This window comes from Acidobacteriaceae bacterium (genome assembly GCA_035944135.1).
Lineage (GTDB): Bacteria > Acidobacteriota > Terriglobia > Terriglobales > Acidobacteriaceae > Granulicella.
In genome coordinates this window covers 292554-309464 of sequence record DASZBM010000010.1, presented here as the reverse complement: position 1 = coordinate 309464, position 16911 = coordinate 292554, and the positions used below count along the sequence as shown (strand labels likewise).

The 16911-nt window shown below is 61.8% G+C and carries 23 protein-coding genes; 4 read left to right on the top strand and 19 right to left on the bottom strand.

From position 1 onward, the window contains the following. Positions 1 to 42 precede the first annotated feature (42 nt). The 6 genes from VGU25_15860 to infA all read right to left on the bottom strand — a co-directional run bounded on the left by VGU25_15860 (position 43) and on the right by infA (position 3606). Positions 43 to 1131: a DNA-directed RNA polymerase subunit alpha gene (locus VGU25_15860; protein ID HEV2578681.1), complete on the bottom strand. Its 1089-nt coding sequence runs from the start codon at positions 1129 to 1131 to the stop codon at positions 43 to 45. Between the two features lie 133 nt (positions 1132 to 1264). Next, positions 1265 to 1897, bottom strand: a complete 633-nt coding sequence (gene rpsD / locus VGU25_15855) for a 30S ribosomal protein S4 (GenBank protein ID HEV2578680.1) — start codon at positions 1895 to 1897, stop codon at positions 1265 to 1267. A 251-nt stretch (positions 1898 to 2148) separates the two neighbouring features. Continuing rightward, positions 2149 to 2571 (bottom strand): 30S ribosomal protein S11, encoded by a 423-nt coding sequence (rpsK, locus tag VGU25_15850; GenBank protein HEV2578679.1) that lies wholly within the window; start codon positions 2569 to 2571, stop codon positions 2149 to 2151. Positions 2572 to 2574: 3 nt separating this feature from the next. Continuing rightward, entirely contained in the window at positions 2575 to 2955 is a 381-nt protein-coding gene (gene rpsM / locus VGU25_15845) for a 30S ribosomal protein S13 (protein HEV2578678.1), read from the bottom strand. Between the two features lie 220 nt (positions 2956 to 3175). Further along, a complete protein-coding gene (rpmJ, locus tag VGU25_15840; protein HEV2578677.1) occupies positions 3176 to 3289 on the bottom strand; it encodes a 50S ribosomal protein L36 in 114 nt (37 codons plus the stop codon). A gap of 98 nt (positions 3290 to 3387) precedes the next feature. Further along, positions 3388 to 3606, bottom strand: coding sequence for a translation initiation factor IF-1 (infA, locus tag VGU25_15835; protein ID HEV2578676.1), 219 nt, complete (start codon positions 3604 to 3606; stop codon positions 3388 to 3390). Positions 3607 to 3972: 366 nt separating this feature from the next. Between infA and VGU25_15830 the strand changes: the two genes are divergently transcribed. After that, complete coding sequence (locus VGU25_15830; protein ID HEV2578675.1) at positions 3973 to 4665, top strand: hypothetical protein; 693 nt, start codon at positions 3973 to 3975, stop codon at positions 4663 to 4665. 21 nt (positions 4666 to 4686) lie between these two features. Here the strand turns inward: VGU25_15830 and VGU25_15825 are convergent, their stop codons facing one another. Then, positions 4687 to 5559, bottom strand: coding sequence for a hypothetical protein (locus VGU25_15825; protein ID HEV2578674.1), 873 nt, complete (start codon positions 5557 to 5559; stop codon positions 4687 to 4689). Positions 5560 to 5751: 192 nt separating this feature from the next. Here VGU25_15825 and VGU25_15820 point away from each other — a divergent pair, with 192 nt between their 5' ends. Together VGU25_15820 and VGU25_15815 are read left to right on the top strand one after the other, a co-directional pair. Then, positions 5752 to 5988, top strand: coding sequence for a twin-arginine translocase TatA/TatE family subunit (locus VGU25_15820; protein HEV2578673.1), 237 nt, complete (start codon positions 5752 to 5754; stop codon positions 5986 to 5988). Positions 5989 to 6083: 95 nt separating this feature from the next. Continuing rightward, positions 6084 to 6983, top strand: a complete 900-nt coding sequence (locus tag VGU25_15815) for a polyphosphate kinase 2 family protein (protein ID HEV2578672.1) — start codon at positions 6084 to 6086, stop codon at positions 6981 to 6983. A gap of 3 nt (positions 6984 to 6986) precedes the next feature. Here VGU25_15815 and VGU25_15810 read toward each other — a convergent pair whose 3' ends face one another. Beyond that, complete coding sequence (locus VGU25_15810) at positions 6987 to 7928, bottom strand: EamA family transporter (GenBank protein HEV2578671.1); 942 nt, start codon at positions 7926 to 7928, stop codon at positions 6987 to 6989. Next, positions 7925 to 9367: a VWA domain-containing protein gene (locus VGU25_15805; protein ID HEV2578670.1), complete on the bottom strand. Its 1443-nt coding sequence runs from the start codon at positions 9365 to 9367 to the stop codon at positions 7925 to 7927. Before VGU25_15805 ends, VGU25_15810 begins: the two co-directional genes overlap by 4 nt. Positions 9368 to 9603: 236 nt before the next feature. Between VGU25_15805 and VGU25_15800 the strand changes: the two genes are divergently transcribed. Beyond that, positions 9604 to 10680: a VWA domain-containing protein gene (locus VGU25_15800; GenBank protein ID HEV2578669.1), complete on the top strand. Its 1077-nt coding sequence runs from the start codon at positions 9604 to 9606 to the stop codon at positions 10678 to 10680. Here VGU25_15800 and VGU25_15795 read toward each other — a convergent pair whose 3' ends face one another. The 10 genes from VGU25_15795 to hisD are packed head-to-tail and all read right to left on the bottom strand — an operon-like array spanning position 10681 to position 16901. Then, on the bottom strand, positions 10681 to 11433 hold the full coding sequence (locus VGU25_15795) for a HisA/HisF-related TIM barrel protein (GenBank protein ID HEV2578668.1): 753 nt from the start codon (positions 11431 to 11433) through the stop codon (positions 10681 to 10683). A 12-nt stretch (positions 11434 to 11445) separates the two neighbouring features. Next, positions 11446 to 11724, bottom strand: coding sequence for a hypothetical protein (locus tag VGU25_15790; GenBank protein ID HEV2578667.1), 279 nt, complete (start codon positions 11722 to 11724; stop codon positions 11446 to 11448). A gap of 45 nt (positions 11725 to 11769) precedes the next feature. After that, complete coding sequence (gene hisF / locus VGU25_15785) at positions 11770 to 12549, bottom strand: imidazole glycerol phosphate synthase subunit HisF (GenBank protein HEV2578666.1); 780 nt, start codon at positions 12547 to 12549, stop codon at positions 11770 to 11772. Beyond that, positions 12550 to 13161 carry an imidazole glycerol phosphate synthase subunit HisH gene (hisH, locus tag VGU25_15780; GenBank protein HEV2578665.1) on the bottom strand — a complete coding sequence of 204 codons (612 nt, stop codon included), beginning with the start codon at positions 13159 to 13161 and terminating at the stop codon, positions 12550 to 12552. Then, positions 13158 to 13430, bottom strand: a complete 273-nt coding sequence (locus VGU25_15775; protein HEV2578664.1) for a DUF2164 domain-containing protein — start codon at positions 13428 to 13430, stop codon at positions 13158 to 13160. Before VGU25_15775 ends, hisH begins: the two co-directional genes overlap by 4 nt. Next, positions 13427 to 14065, bottom strand: a complete 639-nt coding sequence (gene hisB, locus VGU25_15770; protein HEV2578663.1) for an imidazoleglycerol-phosphate dehydratase HisB — start codon at positions 14063 to 14065, stop codon at positions 13427 to 13429. Before hisB ends, VGU25_15775 begins: the two co-directional genes overlap by 4 nt. Continuing rightward, positions 14058 to 14246 (bottom strand): hypothetical protein, encoded by a 189-nt coding sequence (locus VGU25_15765; GenBank protein ID HEV2578662.1) that lies wholly within the window; start codon positions 14244 to 14246, stop codon positions 14058 to 14060. Before VGU25_15765 ends, hisB begins: the two co-directional genes overlap by 8 nt. Before the next feature lie 5 nt (positions 14247 to 14251). Continuing rightward, positions 14252 to 14452: a hypothetical protein gene (locus VGU25_15760; protein HEV2578661.1), complete on the bottom strand. Its 201-nt coding sequence runs from the start codon at positions 14450 to 14452 to the stop codon at positions 14252 to 14254. Then, the gene (gene hisC, locus VGU25_15755; GenBank protein HEV2578660.1) at positions 14449 to 15615 is read right to left on the bottom strand and encodes a histidinol-phosphate transaminase; all 1167 of its coding nucleotides are present in this window, start codon (positions 15613 to 15615) and stop codon (positions 14449 to 14451) included. Before hisC ends, VGU25_15760 begins: the two co-directional genes overlap by 4 nt. Positions 15616 to 15641: 26 nt before the next feature. Then, positions 15642 to 16901: a histidinol dehydrogenase gene (gene hisD / locus VGU25_15750; GenBank protein HEV2578659.1), complete on the bottom strand. Its 1260-nt coding sequence runs from the start codon at positions 16899 to 16901 to the stop codon at positions 15642 to 15644. Positions 16902 to 16911: the final 10 nt, after the last annotated feature.

Here is a 16911-nt window from a genome sequence, read left to right as displayed (position 1 = left end):
TGCTGCGCGATGAATGGGGCACCCAGATGGTGGTGAGCCGGACTAGAATGTTTCGGTCTCGTTGACGGGCTCGAAGTCCTCGTCCTCTTCGTCCTCGTCGTCGAACGCGCCATAGCTGGCGGCGAGCGTTGCGGCGGGGAGTACGGAGGTCGGGCCCGGGACGGGGTTGCCGTTCTCGTCGATCTTCATGCCGAGCGAGAGACCCATCTGAGCAAGGATTTCCTTGATCTCGTTGAGGCTCTTGCGGCCGAAGTTCTTGGTCTTCAGCATCTCGGCCTCGGTCTTCTGGATGAGCTCGCCGATGGTCGCGATGTTGGCGTTCTTCAGGCAGTTGTAGCTGCGCACCGAGAGCTCGAGCTCTTCAACGGAACGGTTCAGGTTCTCGTTGCGGATCGCCGGGCCGTCGTGGTCGGCAAGACCACCCGTCTCCATCTCCTCCTCGAAGTTGATGAAGATGTTCATGTGGTCTTTGAGCAGCTTTGCGGAAAGCCCAAGGGCGTCCGCGGGGAGAACAGTCCCGTTCGTCCAGATCTCGAGTGTGAGCTTGTCGTAGTCGGTGATCTGGCCGAGACGCGCAGCCTCGACGAGGTAATTCACCTTGCGGACGGGCGAGTGAACGCTGTCCACCGGGATGAAGCCGATGCCGAGGTCCGAGTCGAAGTTCTTGTCGGCCGAGACGTAACCGCGACCGCGCTTGAGGCGCATCTCCATGTCGATGCGGCCACCTTCGGAGATGGTGCAGATGTAGACGTCGGGGTCGAGAATCTCGACGTCGGAGTCAGCCTCGATCATGCCGGAGGTAATGACGCCGGCCTGGTCAGCGTGCAGGTAGAGGGCCTTGGGGCCGTCACCGTTGAGCTTGAAGGGAATCTGCTTCAGGTTGAGGATGATGTCGGTCGCATCCTCAACGACGCCGGTGATCGACTGGAACTCGTGCAACACGCCTTCGATCTTGACGGCGGTGACGGCTGCGCCCTCGATGGACGAGAGCAGCGTGCGCCGCAGTGCGTTGCCGATGGTGGTGCCGAATCCGCGCTCAAATGGCTGCGCGGAGAACTTGCCGTAGTTGTTGGTCAGAGTTTCGCTGTCAACGGCGAGACGCTTGGGCTTCTGGAAACCTCTCCAAAGCATGGTGAGTCCTTTCTTCCTGCCCGAGCGAAGCATTCTGCGCGGGTTCAGGGGTGTTACGGGTGGTGCTGCGGAGTGTGAACCCACTCATCGTGCGATGCTGCTGCGTGATGAGTGGGGCACCCAGATACGTGGCTTACTTCGAGTAGAGCTCGACGATGAGCTGCTCGTTGATCGGCAGGTTGATGTCCTCGCGCTTGGGCAGGGCAACGATCTTGCCGGAGAGATTGTCGGGCTGCGCGTCGATCCAATTGACGCGGTTCTGGCCGGAGGCGAAGTCCTTGGACGACTGAAGCACTGCGAGTTCCTTGGAGCCCTGGCGGATCGCAACCTCATCGCCGACTTTGCACTGGAAGCTCGGGATGTTGACCTTGCGGCCGTTGACCTGCACGTGGCCGTGGCGCACGAGCTGGCGAGCCTGGCGGCGCGAAATCGCGAAGCCGAGGCGGTAGCAGACGTTGTCGAGACGGGTCTCGAGCTGCTGCAGGAGCAGTTCGCCGGTGACGCCGGTCTTGTTCGAGGCCTTCTCGTAGTAGGCGCGGAACTGCGTCTCGAGCGTGAAGTAGATGCGCTTGGTCTTCTGCTTCTCACGGAGCTGCAGACCGTAGCCGATGAGCTTCTTCTGCTTCTTCGACTGGCCGTGCTGGCCCGGGGGGAAGTTGCGCTTTTCAACGGGGCACTTGTCGGTAAAACACTTCGCGCCCTTGAGGAACAGCTTCTGACCGTCGCGGCGGCACATGCGGCAGACGGGTCCGGTATAACGTGCCATTTTCTTTCTTCTCCTGGAACTTCAGTTGTCGATCGCTTTACAGGCTGGCTGGCCCTTCGTCACGATCCGTGTTTAGTCCTGCTTGCGGCGAGGCCTTGATACCAGATCCCCGCCGCAGTTCGGACAGATTCTGTGCATCGCCTCTGCACATGATGCGCAGAAGGTGCACTCAAACGAGCAGATGAAGGCCGGACCATCTTGCGCAAGCGAAGCATCGCAGCGCTCGCAGGCCGACTTCATCTGAAGAGCCATTACACTCTGCGGCGCTTCGGCGGACGGCAGCCGTTGTGCGGCATCGGCGTGACGTCGCGGATCGAGCGAACCTCGATACCGGCGGCGGCGAGGGCGCGAATAGCGCTCTCACGGCCGGAGCCGGGGCCGGAGACGCGGACATCGACCGAACGCAGACCGTGGTCGCGAGCGGCGTTGGCTGCGTTGATCGCTGCCTGCTGCGCGGCAAACGGAGTTCCCTTGCGGGAGCCGCGGAAGCCGAGCGAGCCCGAGCTCTTCCAGCTGATGGTGTTGCCCTGCTGGTCGGTGATGGTGACGATCGTATTGTTGAAGCTCGCCTGGACATAGACGAGCCCGAATGGGACGTTCTTCCGCTCGCGCTTCTTGAACTTCTTGTTCTTGCCAACCTTCGCGCCGGTACCCTTGTTCTGTGATTTGGCCATGGGTTACTTCGTCGCTTTCTTCTTACCGGCAATGGTGCCCTTGCGGGGTCCCTTGCGGGTGCGAGCGTTGGTGTGGGTGCGCTGGCCGCGGACGGGAAGCGAGCGGCGGTGGCGCAGGCCACGGTAGGACTGAATCTCGATCAGGCGCTTGATGTTCAGGCCGATCTCCTTGCGGAGGTCGCCCTCGATCTCGCCTTCCTGCTCGATGACGGAACGAATCTTGTTGAGCTGGTCTTCATCCAGCGTGGTCATCTTGGCGTGCGGGTCAACGCCGGCCTTGTCGAGAATCTTCAGGGCGCGGGCCTGGCCGATGCCATAGATGTACGTGAGCGCGATGCGTGCCTGCTTGTTCGGTGGCAGGTCAACGCCGGCAATACGTGCCATGGTGTGCCTTTCGGTTGTGGCTCCTGGAATCTTGTCGGGGAGCAAAGGTTATCGTTGAGCGGCTGACCTAAATCTCTGAGCAAATCCTCAGGATCTCCGCCTCCTCCGGGTTCATCGCACGCCTTGACTTCGGCGAACTCGCCCGGCGGGGCCGCGTGGACGGGTTAGAGATCAGGTTTCAGAGATCGACAAACGTTCTCTGTTCTCTGATTTCTGTTCTCTAGCCCTGGCGCTGCTTATGCTTCGCGTTCTCACAAATCACGCGAACGACACCGCGACGGTGAATCACCTTGCACTTGTCGCAGATCGGCTTTACGGATGCACGGACCTTCATAATTCCTCAGCTTCTAGCTCTAAATGCGGAGCTGTTGCAGTTTTGAATTTTCGCTTCTGACTAGCAGCTAGGAGCTAAGAGCTAGAAGCTTGCGACCTCTACCTATAGCGGTAGACGATACGGCCGCGGTTCAGGTCATACGGGCTCAACTCGATGGCCACGCGATCGCCGGGGAGAATGCGGATGAAGTTCTTGCGCATGCGCCCGGAGATATGCGCGAGAACCTGGTGCTTGTTCTCGAGCTCCACCTTGAACAGCGCGTTGGGCAAGGTCTCGACGACCGTTGCCATTACCTCAATCGCATCTTCCTTCGACAAACGCTCTCCTCGAAAGGGCCCGTTACCGTAGCGGCCCCTCGCCCAAATGACTGGTTTTTGCTGACTTGGTGGTCCCGTCCCATGAACGTTCAAGAGGCCAGGCTCAAGACAGACACACCATTTGTAAGTCTATCGAAAAATGGCCCTGAAGGGAAGCCCGGCCGGGGGATGCGCGCCGGGGGTGACAGCTCGCACCAACCTCGCCGCGAGAAACCGCTGCCAGTAGGGTAAGTCGCTAGACGACACACTGCAAGGGGTCGCACATCGAACGGCCCGATCCAGTCGAAGCGGCAGCCGAGATCAGCGGTGCGCTGATGCCGCCATCGTGTGAGCGCGCACCCGAGGATTTCTTGCTACGCTCGCGCCATGCAGAAGTTTCGCCCGGCGCTTGTGCCGCTGTTTGCCCCGCTGTTGGCTGCAGTTCTTTGCCCCGCAATTGCCCACGCGGTGAAGGTTCACACTGTCGCTCTGGGTGCCGCACGCAAGGTGCCCTACACGCCGCCGGAAGCGACCCCCGACACCAAAGACGATGATGCCACCAGCCTGCATGTGCGGCCGCTTGTCGTCGACGACAAGCAGCGCGAGTGGACAGTCGGGCCGATCCACGAAGTCACCGACAGAACCTTCGTCGTGCAACGCGCTCTGCACCTGAACGACGGCCTCCCTGGCGAAGCGGTGCACTGGACGTGGCAGCCCGGGCCGTGGCTGATGGTCGATCGCGTGACTGGACACGTAACCGCGCTGCACCTGCCGGACTTCGATTCGCAGGTCTCCGACGTCGTATGGTTTCGCGACTACGCCGCCTACTGCGGGATCGCAACGACGGCGAAGGGCGGTCTGGTTGCGGTCGTGGCCGAATTGGGCGCGCGCAAGGCAGTGGTGCAGCAGAAGCTAAGCGCGTGGCCGCAGCCGGACGCGCCCCATCCGGCGTGTGCGGTGTCGAAGTGGCAGCGGACGCCAATGCGCGCGACGATTCAGCAGACCGGCGGCCAGCCGATGACGTTCGATGTTGTGGGCGTCAGTTCGTTGATTGAAGAGGGAGAAGCTTCCGACGAGTAGCTCAGGGCTGGAGGCGACTCGCTAGCGCGCCCCGCGATAGAGCAGGCCGAGCGAGATCCCGAAGAACTCGCGCGTTTCGGTGCCAAAGTGCTCGAACGTCAGATCCGGGGACAGGCGGACGGCGAACTTCTGTCCCTGGTTGAAGTCGATGCTGCCGCCGACCGCGCCCCATGGAGCTACGTGGTTGCAGTAAAGCCCGAGATTGTAGTTCTGGTTGGGCTGTTGTATCGGGCATGCGGCCACCGGGCTGCCGCCCGGGTAATTTTGAACTGCGTGGTCGAAAATGCCGTAGTCGCCCCCGACGAAGCCGTGATAATTGATGGCAACATAGCGGTTGCGCGGCCCACGATATTGCACGCCACCGGCGAAGATGTGGTTCATGACCAGCACTCGATTAAGGCCGTAGGCCGAGCCGACTGGAAGCACAGGCGTGGTGCCCGCACCAAAGCGGTAATCCGCGGCAACGCCGAACTTGTGCGTCAGCCAGTACGTAAACTGCCCTTCGCCGCCGCCCATGTTGAAGCGCTTGGGCAGGTTCTGGCCGGCCTGTCCGTTTGCGAAAGCAAGGCCGCCATAGAGATCCCAGTGGTTCTGATAGCTCGGTCCCTTGCCCGGGGCGAGTTCAGCGGCCGCCTGGTTGCTCTTCATCGGAACGGTGCCGGGAGCAGCCTGTCCGGCCGACTGGCTGCCGCTGGAGCTAGTCGACTGGCTGGAGCTTGAACTGGAGGGCTGCTGCATCGGAGCAGTGCCCGGAGCCGGGTTGCTCTGCTGGGCAGGGTCGGAACTCTGAGCGGAAGCAAGTGTGCCGGCGAGAAGCGCCATGAGAGCGAAGCTGGCAAAGCGTCCGGCGATCCGCCGGGGAAAAGAAACAGACGTCAGATTCGTGAAAAGCATCTTCCTCGCTTGGGGCGCTTGTGCGCGCGTGGTTACCCTAAGTGCGCGCCGGAAACGGTGCGTCGTTCTCAAGGATATACCGGCAAAGCGGAAGCCTGTCTCCGGCGATGCTTTGCGCCTTCAGACTCTTCGGAACGTGCGACAATAGAACGTGTGTCCTCCGCAAGGTGAGGGCGCCAGCAGGGAGCATCCATGGGCGATCTATTCCAACCATCACACCTCATCATCATCGCGGTCGTCGCGGTCCTCCTGTTCGGCGGCAAGAAGCTGCCTGAGCTCGGCAAGGGGTTGGGCGAAGGTCTTCGCGGCTTCAAGGACGGCATGAAAGGCATTACCGACGAGCCGAACTCGAACACCAAGCCGGGCGAGACTGCACACACGGTGACCCCGAAGGCAGATGAGGCGCCGAAGCCACCCACTTCGGTCTAGACGATCAGATTTCATGATGCGAGAATTTCTCGCATCAATAAGGACGACGGTCTGCGACGCAGCCGTCGTCTTCGTATTTAGGAGGGTCGCCGCCAATGAAGCTGAAATCGCCCTATCTGGTGAAACCGCACACTAAGGTCCGGCTCTCCCAGTTGCCAACGGATGATATGGGCGGCTTCTCTGACAAAGCTGCGATGGATACCGCGACCCTCGCGCACACCAGGAAACTCGACGAGTTGCAGGAGCTCTTCTACGCCTCGCAATCGAAGGGGCTGCTCATTGTGCTGCAGGGCATGGACACGGCGGGCAAGGATGGTGCGATTCGGCACATCTTCGCCGGCGTCAACCCACAGGGCTGCAACGTTGCCTCCTTCAAAGTTCCTACTCAGCTGGAGCAGCGGCACGACTTCCTTTGGCGCTGTCATGCGGAGGTTCCGCCGAAGGGCATGATCGTCATCTTCAACCGGTCGCACTATGAGGATGTGCTGTCGCCGTTCGTGCATGGGCACATGAGCGCGAAGGAGGCGGCGCGCCATCTGGACGAGATCAACGACTGGGAGCGCATGCTCTCGGACAACGACGTCGTGATCCTGAAATTCTTCCTGCACATCTCTCGCGACGAGCAGACCCGCCGCCTGCAGGAGCGCATCGACGAGAAGAAGAAGCACTGGAAGTTCTCACCCGCGGACTTTGAAGAGCGCCCCTTCTGGCCGGACTACATGCGCGCGTACGAAGACATCCTTCGCAACACCAGCAAGAAGCACGCGCCATGGTTCGTCGTCCCCTCGGACCACAAAGCCTACCGCAACGTCGTCATCTCGAGCGTCCTCGTTGAAGCGATGGAACGCATGAAGCTGAAGTATCCGGAGCCAACCTTCGACCCGACCGGCATCAGGCTAGAAGAGGAGACCGCCGCAGAAGCTGCGAAAGAGGTCGAGAAGAAGGTGAACCCCGGCGTGGTCAGCGCGAATGAGATTCCGTCAGGACGGAAGTAGCGGCTAAATCGTAATCATCACCACAGCCGCCGCAGCAATCGCCATCCCGGTAAGTTGTCGACGCGTCGGCCGCTCATGCAGATGCCACGCGGCGAGCAGGATCGTCCCCGCGGGATACAACGACGCGAGCACCGCTGCAATATCGAGCCTCCCGCTGCGCGTTGCTGCGATGAACAGCAGGTTGCCGCCGGTGTCGAGTAGCGCCACGCCGAGCGCCCACACCACCACCATGCGACTCAGCTTCGCGGGTGCTTCGCGAACCGCAGCGCGATTTGAGCGAACACTCACAAGAACCAGCAGCAGCGCACACGTGACGAGGCTCGCCGATCGCGCGACCGCCATCGGCTCCAGCACGCCGAGCGGGTTCGCCAGCCGCAGCGCCACGAAGTAAATCCCGAACCCAATTCCGCCGATCAGCGCCAGCACCAGCGTCGTGCGCGAACTCTCACTGGGCGCCGAGCCATCCACCGCGTGGTCAGACTCCGGTGAAGGTCCCGCCGCAATCAGCCAGATCGCAGCCAGGGCCAGGACAAATCCGACAATCCGCAGCGGCGCCGGCACACCTTCCAGCACACTCGAGACGGCCGCCGGAATCGCCGCCGCCAGCAAACCGCTGAGCGCCGCCGATCCGCCCATCGCCCCGCGCGCCAGCGCAATGTAGAACGCCGTGAGCGAGATCCCCGCAGTCACGCCCGCGGCAATGCCCCACGCCAGCGGGGCTCCATGCGGAAACGGCGCGCGCTGCACGCCAAGGACGATCAGGAGTACAGCGAGGCTCGACGCATGCGCAATCAGCACCACACGCAGCGCCCCGGCGGTCGAGCCGCCCGCGGCCTTCACGCCCATGCCGCCGGAGAAATCACCGCCGCCCCATGAGGCGGCGGCGGCGAGTGCAAGCAGGATGTTGGCCGACAGCGCCGGCGCCATCGCGACCACAGCGGTCACGGCTGCGTGGCGGGTGGGCTGGCCGGCGTCACCGGCTGGTTATCAGAGTGCGGGGTCTGGTCTGTTCCCGCGACCGGCTGCGCCTGGTGCACGTTGCGCGGCCTTGGATAATAGCCATCCGGCGAAATCACCGTGAGGTTCGGCCGCATCACGCGAACCTCGACATGGCGGAATCGGCCATCCAGCGGGTTCTCATGCGTGTAGTAACCCACCGTGTACAGCGTGCGCACAGTCTTCGTGATGTCCGCAAAGCTGTTCTCGATGCCGCGCGGCCGCCACTCCGGATCGCATTGGCCACCCGTAACTGTAGCGATGCGTGGAAGCGCATCATCACGCATCGTCATCGGCAGATGGATGCGATCCAGGAAGCCCATCCCGGGCAGCGCGGAGTTGCCGACGATCGTGGCGTACACCGAGATATTGTTCGTCTGGAGATACCGGATCAGCTCCTTCTCCTTCACCGTCGAGCCGTACTCTTTGCCATCGGAGATCACGTACAGCACCCGCCGCCGCTTAATGTCTACTTTCGCGAGCGACTGCGCCGCTGTGAACATGGCGTCGAACAGCGGATGAAACTCCTTCTCCGGCGTCTGGTAGATGCTGCTCTGGTTGCGGATGGGCTGCGTGTTCGGATCAACGGGCTGATTGTTCTTAATCGTCGTCTGCGACAACGGCCCGTCAATGAAGCCGGCCGACTGACGTCCCGCGCTCTTGGAGCGCTCCAGCGCCACGCCCAGCCGGTTGCTCTGCGCGGCCGTGAAGGTCGTCTGCTCCTTCACGCCGTTGTTGTAGGTATAGACAGCCACCTCGTCATACGGCGCAAACGCCCCTTGCAGCGCGCTCAGCGAGGCATTGATCTTGTCCATCGTGTCCTGCGACACGCTCTGGTCGATGACGAATGCCACCGACAGCGGGAATGGGTCGGGACTCCAGTACTGGATGTGCTGACGAACATTGTTCTCATACACGCGCACGTCACGCCAGCTCAGGTCCGGGACGAACTGGTTCTTCGAATCTTTCACTGTGAACGGAATCTGCACGAAATCGACGTGAACCACACCAAGCGTGTACGCCGCCTGCGCTGCCTGGCCGGCCGCGGGAATCATTGGCGCCTGCTCCTGCTGGCCCGGCGAAGGCGCCGCAGTGGACGGCAGCTTGTTCGTCGGCGTGATTCCACCGTTATCGGCTGCGTCCGGGTTGGTCTGCGCGGCAGGCGGCTCCGGAGCCATCGGCGCCGGCGGCGTAATCGTGTTCAGTTGCGGCAGCGTCTGCGGCGCGGGCGCATTTGGAATCCCCGGCGTCGGCGCATTCGGCATATTCTGCTGAGCTGTCTGGCTGGTGTTCTGCTGCGACGTCTGCTGCCCGCCGCCCGCGGGGGCTGCCCCAGCCAGCGCCACCGCCAGCACAACCGCCCCGATACTCTGTCGTCCAAACACCATCCTGTCGCTCTTCCCTTCTCCGAACACCCTTCAACACACGTCACCCGGCGGCAAACCGGCTTTCAATGCGGGCGAGTGCTGCCTATTGAGACTATCAGCCGGGCCGTTTGGCTGCAGCCGTCTCCTGTTTGTCAGACGCGCCGGTAACCCCGTCTGTTGCGCCCGGTTAGCAAGACTACCCGACGGCGGCAAGAGCCATGTCGCCGAACGCCAAAGATAGGCGTCTAATAAGGTGTATGCCCCCCGTGTCCCTGCGCCGCTTTGCAGTCCTGATTGTCGTGCTTCTCGTGTGGCCGGCCGTGCGCCTCTGTGCCCAGGACGCCCCCAGCCCCGATGCGCCGCCGCCGCCCAGCCACGCCCCCGCTGCCGCTTCCGAGCCCATAGACACCGCTGAGACCCTGAAGGTCAACGTCAACCTGGTCAACGTTTACTTTTCCGTGCGCGACAAGAACGGCTTCGTGACCAGCCTGCGCAAGGGCGATTGCCAGGTGGCCGAGAACCATGACCCGCAGGTCATCAAGCGCATGACGCAGGAGAAGAACCTTCCCCTGACCATCGGCATCCTGCTCGACACCAGCGGCAGCCAGACCAACGTCCTCCCGCTTGAACAGGACTCCGGCTCTCGCTTCCTCCGCGAGGTCCTCACGCCCAAGGACGAGGCCTTCCTCATCTCCTTTGACGTCAACGTCGACCTGCTCTCCGACTTCACCAACTCGCCTCGCGAGCTCGCCCGCGCCATCAACAAGGCCAGCATCAACACTGCCAGCTCCTCGGCTGGCGTGCCCGGCATCGGCGGCGGCCCATTCCCAACCAGCAATCCTCGCGGAACCCTGCTCTATGACGCCGTGTACCTTGCCGCGCATGACAAGCTGCAATCCCAGACCGGCCGCAAGGTCGTCATCATCCTCACCGACGGTCAGGACGAAGGCTCGCAGCTGAAGATCAAGGACGCCATCGAAGCCGCGCAGAAGGCCAACGTCATCGTCTACCCGATCCTCATCGCCGACCGCCAGCAGTACCTCATGGCCGGCGAGATGTATATGGGCTCCAGCGCGATGGGCGCGCTCGCTGAAGCGACCGGCGGCCGCGTTATCAACGTCGGCAACAACGGACGCAAGCTCGAGGACGCCTTCGACCAGATCCAAGACGAGCTCCGCACGCAATACCTGCTGAGCTACACGCCGACAAACAAGAACGCGGACGGCACCTACCGCAAGATCGAGCTCGACTGCGGCAAGGGCTTCAAAGTCCAGGCCCGCAAAGGCTACTACGCTGTCCCGAACGACAGCGACAACGCCGGCAACATCGAGTAGCTACGCCTCGATCGCGCCCGAATACACGGCCATTCCCGCGACAGCATCGACGCCCATTGCGTCGAGCTCGTCAATCTCTTTACGCTCCTTGATGCCGCCCGCGACGATCAATTGCTTCGCCGTCGTCGAGCGCAGCGTCGCTGCAACGTGCATCGGGAATCCCTGCATCGTGCCCTCCGTGTCCACGTGCGTGTAGAGGAAAGCGCCGCAATAATCCTCGAGCCACGTAATCGCCTCCTCCGGCGTCAGGTCCACGGAATCTTTCCACCCGCGCACTGCTACACGGCCATCCTTTGTGTCGACAGAGAAGCACAGCGCATCCTCGCCAAGTTGCTTCTTCAGGTCCGCTGCAAACTCCAGCCGGATCAGCCGGTGCTTGCGCGGCGTAATCAGCGCAAACTCCTCGGCGCCATCCGCGAACTCCAGCGCATTCGCGTCGCGGGCGGGTTCCTCACCAAACAGTGACGACCCATAGATGACCCGCTTCGCTCCCGCATCCAGCAACCGCTTGCCGTCCGCAGCCGTGCGAATACCCCCGCCGACCTGGCACGGAATGCGCTTGCAGATCATCGTGATCAAGTCGCGGTTATCGCCCTGCCTCATGGCCGCGTCAAGATCGATGAGCTGCACCAGCGGATACTTCGAGAACCGCTCAATCCAGTAATCAAAATCGTCGAAGCTGAGCTTGAGCTTTTCGCCTTGGACAAGCTGGACGATCTTGCCGCCCATAAGATCAATTGAAGGAATCAGCATGAGGCTATTCTCTCAGGCTGCGACCTCCTCCAGCGCGTCCATGCAGGCGTCCATCTCGGCGTGAAGATTCATTACCGGCATGCTGTGCAGCACCTTGAGCAGCTCGCGACGCGCTCCAGCGCCGACCTTGCCGCTACGCCGAATCTCAGCGAGTAGCGCGCAAAGATCGTCCTCGCAGCACGCCAACGTGCGCACAGTCTCCAGCAGCGCGTGCACCTGGTAGTACGCTGCCGGAAGGCCGGGCTGTACCGTGTCATTTCCTTCGCTACAGGGCTTCTTTCGTGTTGCCATACGGTCCGCTCCACATGATTGGATGCCGCGACAGCTGTGCAAAATCTAGCAGGGTAACCGCATCGGCACTCCTGCTCGCGCAACCTCTGCCTTCAGCGCGCGCGAGTCGGTGATTCCGAAGTGGAAGATACTCGCCGCCAGCGCCGCGTCTGCCTTGCCAGCCTTGAACACTTCCGCAAAGTGCTGCGCATTCCCCGCACCGCCAGACGCGATCACCGGAATCTGCACCGCCTGCGACACCCGCCGCGTCAGCTCGCAATCAAAGCCGTCGCGGGTTCCATCGCAATCCATTGACGTCAATAGAATCTCGCCCGCACCGCGCTGTTCCGCCTCGCGGGCCCACTCTACCACCCGCCGTCCCGTCGGTTTGCGCCCACCCGAGACATAAACTTCGGCCTCACCAACCGGGTCCACCGTGCCCTTCGCTCGCCGTGCATCGATCGCGACAATCACCGCCTGCGCGCCAAAACTCGACCCAATCTCTCCAATCAGCTCCGGCCTTGCAATCGCCGCCGAGTTGATGCTCACCTTGTCCGCGCCCGCATCAAACACCGCCGCAGCCTCTTCCGCCGACCGGATCCCTCCGCCCACCGTGAACGGCACAAACAGATTCGCTGCCGTGCGCTTCACTGTGTCGAGCAGCGTGCCGCGCCCCTCATGCGTCGCCGTAATATCGAGCAGCACAATCTCATCCGCGCCCGCGGCCGCATGCCGATGCGCCAGCTCCGCCGGATCGCCCGCATCAACGATGTCTACAAACTGAATGCCCTTCACGACGCGTCCCGCGCGCACATCCAAACAAGCGATGATTCGTTTCGTCAGCACCTACAGCTCCAGAAAATTCTTCAACACGCGCAATCCCGTCTCAGCCGACTTCTCGGGATGAAACTGCACGCCCATCACATTCCCGCGTTCCACCGCCGCCGTAAACGGCCCACCATAGCTCGTCGTCGCCGCCGTGTCCGCCGACACCGGCGCGCGCCATGAGTGCGTGTAGTAAACAAAACTCCCCGGCGCAATCCCCGCGAGCAGCCGCGAATCCGGCCGAATCTCCTCCAGCGAATTCCACCCCACATGCGGCGACTTCAATTCCGACCCTTCAAACTCCGCCGGAAACCGCTCGCACTTCGAAGTGAATTGGCAAAGACCTTCCGTCGCCTCCGCCTCCGTCGACCCCTCATACAGCCACTGCAGGCCGACGCAAATTCCGAGGAACGGCACGCCATTCATGATGGCAATGCGCGTAGCCTGCGTGAGGTGCAGATCATGAAGCAACTGCGTCGCCTGAAAGTGCCCCACCCCAGGCAGCACGACCTTTTCCGCGCGCATTACATCTTCCGGCGACTGCGTGACAACTATGTCGCTCGCGCCCAGATACCGCAGCGCCTTCACGACGCTCGTAAGATTCCCCGCTTTGTAATCAATCACCGCAATCATCGGCGCGCTCGCTTCGCTTCCACTCGCGGCCAGTACTGAAACTCATCCTCATACAACTCGCCGGACAGATCACTTACACGCATCGTCAGCCTTGCCTGCGCATCTGCAATCGCCTTGTTGTAGATCGCCGGCCCAATCTCCTCGACGAAAAAGTTCAGCAGAAGACCCGCCGGCAGCTCTCCAATCGGCTCCGGCATATTGCGCTCAAAGTACTGCTGAATCGACGCAATCGCATCCGCCCGCGCCGCTTTCGAGAGCTCGATGCTCATAGCAGACCCTTCGTGCTCGGCAGCAGATCACGCATGCGCTCATCGCGCGAGCACGCGCCACGCATCGCCCGCGCAAACGCTTTGAAGATCGCCTCAATCTTGTGATGATTCGAGCGCCCGTACATCGTCTTCACATGCACGTTCGCCTTCGATCCGCGCGCGAAGCCATCGAAGAAGTCCGTGACCAGCTCACTCTGCAGATCGCCAACCACCGGCACATTGACTTGGGTCTCGACAACGCACGCCACACGCCCCGACAGATCAACCGCGCACACCGCAAGCGTCTCATCCATCGCCATCACAAAATATCCGGCGCGGAGAATGCCGCGCTTGTCGCCGAGTGCCTCCGCAAACGCCTCGCCCAGCGCGATGCCCACATCCTCCACGGTGTGGTGCTGATCCACATCAAGATCGCCGGCACATTTCAGCTCCAGATCAAACCCGCCGTGACGCGCAAAGCTTTCCAGCATGTGGTCGAAAAAACGGATGCCCGTCGACACGTTGTACTGTCCCGTGCCGTCGACGTTCAAGCGAAGCGAAATCTTCGTCTCCAGCGTGTTGCGTTCGATCGTCGCCACACGCGCCGCGCCGGCGGGCTGCGGCGAAACGCCTATCTCCTGGACGATGTCACTCATTCTCTTCCTTCTTCAGTTTTCTGAATTCAACGCCCGCGTAAACAAGCGTGACCAACATCAACCCAATCCACACCCACACGAAATGCGGAAAGCGGCGCGCGAACACCGTGCACGGAGCCGCCATGCAGGCAACCGACGCGGCGAGAACAACAACGTTTTTGCGTCTCTGCTCCAATGACATAATCTCTACCTCCCGCGAACGCGCCGCGCTGCCAGCGTCCGGTTTGCAATGTAGATGAAAAGAGCGGCGAACAGCATGCACCACACAACGACAAACGGCGCAAGATAGCGCGTGTGTTGCAACTCGCTGACACCGAGAAATCCGACAATCCCGAGCAGCGGAATCAACGGTGCAATCACGAGAGCTTTGCTGCGTCGCGGCATCATTCGAACTCCCGCTCCTCGCTGGATGTCGTCGCCGGACGCCGCGACTCCTCAGGCGTCCACTGCATCTCTTTCAGCACATCGCGCAGCGCCTCGATGCCTCGCGTCACATGCTCTTCCACGCCCACCGTGATGCGAACATAGCCTTCGCATCCTGGGTCAGCCGAGCGATCGCGCAGCAGCACACCCCGTTCGCGCATCCGCGCGCAAAGCTCCTTATGGCGCGGGCCGATGTCCATCAGCACGAAGTTCGCCGCCGAAGGCCACGTACGCACTCCGAGTTCACGCAGCGTAGCGAAGACGCGCTCCCGTCCCTGATGCACCTGTGTGATGTACCAGTTGAGATAGTCCGCGTCAGCCAGCGCTTCCGGCAACACCGCCAGCGCGACGCCGTTGACGTTGTATGGCGAACTAACCTTGCGCAGAAAACCAATCAGGCGTTCGTTGGCAAACAGCGCGCCGACACGCAAGCTGGCAAGTCCATAGGCCTTTGAAAACGTGCGCGCCACAACCAGATTGGGCAAGTGCGCGATGTCCGGCAGCACGGTGTCACCAAAGAAGTGAAAGTACGCTTCGTCCACCATCACCACAGCCTGCGGTGCCGCAGCCGCAATCGCGAGCAGGTGTTCGCGGCTGACCGTCGCTCCCGTCGGATTGTTCGGCGAAGCAACAATAATGAGTTTTGTGCGCGGTGTAATCGCAGCCAGGAATCGCTGGAACGGAAATTCGAGCGAGTCGTCCGTCTGCACCTTCTTCAGGCCAGAGGTCATCATGCCAACCGAAACGTCGTACATGAAGAACGTCGGCGTGCAGATCAGCGCCTCATCTCCCTCATCGAGAAACGCGCACGCCATCAGGTGGATCGCTTCATCGACACCATTCGTAAGAATGACCTGATTCGATGCAACGCCAAGATGCTGCGCGACGATGCGCTCAACAGGTTCGCGCTCCGGATAGACCGTGAGTCCTTCTGCAGTTAGCTGCTGCAGCTTCGCGAACACACGCGGGCTCGGCGCAAATGTGTTCTCGTTGAAGTCCAGTCGCAGTGCGCTACGGCCGGCGAGCGGCGGATGATACTCCGGCATCGCGAGCACGCGGGCACGCGGCTGTGGCACGGTCGCTGTTGCATTCTCGGGTTCGCTGACGAGCGTCGTTGTCTTATTCACTCTTCACTACTCACTATTCGTTGACATCAACGCATTCTCACACGCACGCTCTCAGCGTGGGCCTTCAGGCCTTCGGCTTCGGCGAGCGCAATGGTGTGCGGCCCTATTTCGCGCAGAGCTTCGCGCGTGTACTGCTGCACAGTAATCACCTTCACGAAATCGAGCACGCTCAGGCCACCGCGAATGCGCCCGTTGCGTCCTGTCGGCAGCACGTGATTTGGGCCGGAGACGTAGTCTCCCATTGACTGCGGTGTGTGATGGCCCACGAACACGGAGCCCGCGTTCTTCACCCAGCGCAGGTCCGCGCCCGTGTCGATCGTCAGGTGCTCGGGCGCGAGGCGGTTTGTCAGCGCATGCGCCTCTTCTGGATTCGCCGTAATGAATGCCACGGCATTGGCGCCCAAAGACTGATGCGCGATCGGATTGTCCTCGGCAAGCCGCTTGGCCTCCAGCACCACCTCTTCTGCGAATTCCGGCCTGGAGGTAATGAAGATGGCGAGCGCTTCCGGATCGTGCTCAGCCTGCGCGACCAGATCAGCAGCGATGCCATTGGCATCTCCGGCCTCACTCGTGACGACGATCTCCGTCGGACCCGCAGGCATGTCGATTCCCGTCTCTGCCGAAACGATCGCCTTCGCTGCAGTCACGTATAGATTGCCCGGGCCGACGATCTTGTCGACCGGAGCGATCGTGTCCGTGCCGTACGCGAGGGCCGCGATCGCCTGTGCTCCGCCGACACGGTAAAACTCGGTGATGCCACAGAGGTAGGCAGCGGCGAGCGTCTCCTGCGCAGGCTTCGGTGAACAGACGACGATGCGCTCGACGCCTGCGACCTGCGCGGGCGTAACCGTCATCAGCAGCGTGGAAGGCAAAGGATAGCGTCCGCCGGGTACGTAGCAACCTACGGAACCGAGTGGGCGAACAATCTGCCCGACCTCCATGCCTTCCGTCGGACGAAAGCTCCACGCGTGCGGAAGTTGGCGTTCGGCGAAGGTGCGAATATTCGCCTGCGCGAGACGCAGCGCAGCGCGCAGCTCTTCTGAAGTGGCTTCCCACGCGCGCTGCATCTCCTGCTTGGAGACCAGCAGAGGCTGACCTTCGGGCAGGCTATCGAAGCGTGTGGCATATTCGCGCAGCGCAGCATCGCCGCGCTCACGCACGGCAGCGAGAATCTCGCGCACGGTCGCGTCCACCTTCGCGGTGTTGGTCGCGCCGCGCGCTTCGAGCTGGCGAATGGCAGCCTCCGTGGCCTTCGCGTTCTCGCCGAATGTCTTCAGAATCTTCAATGGGCTTCCT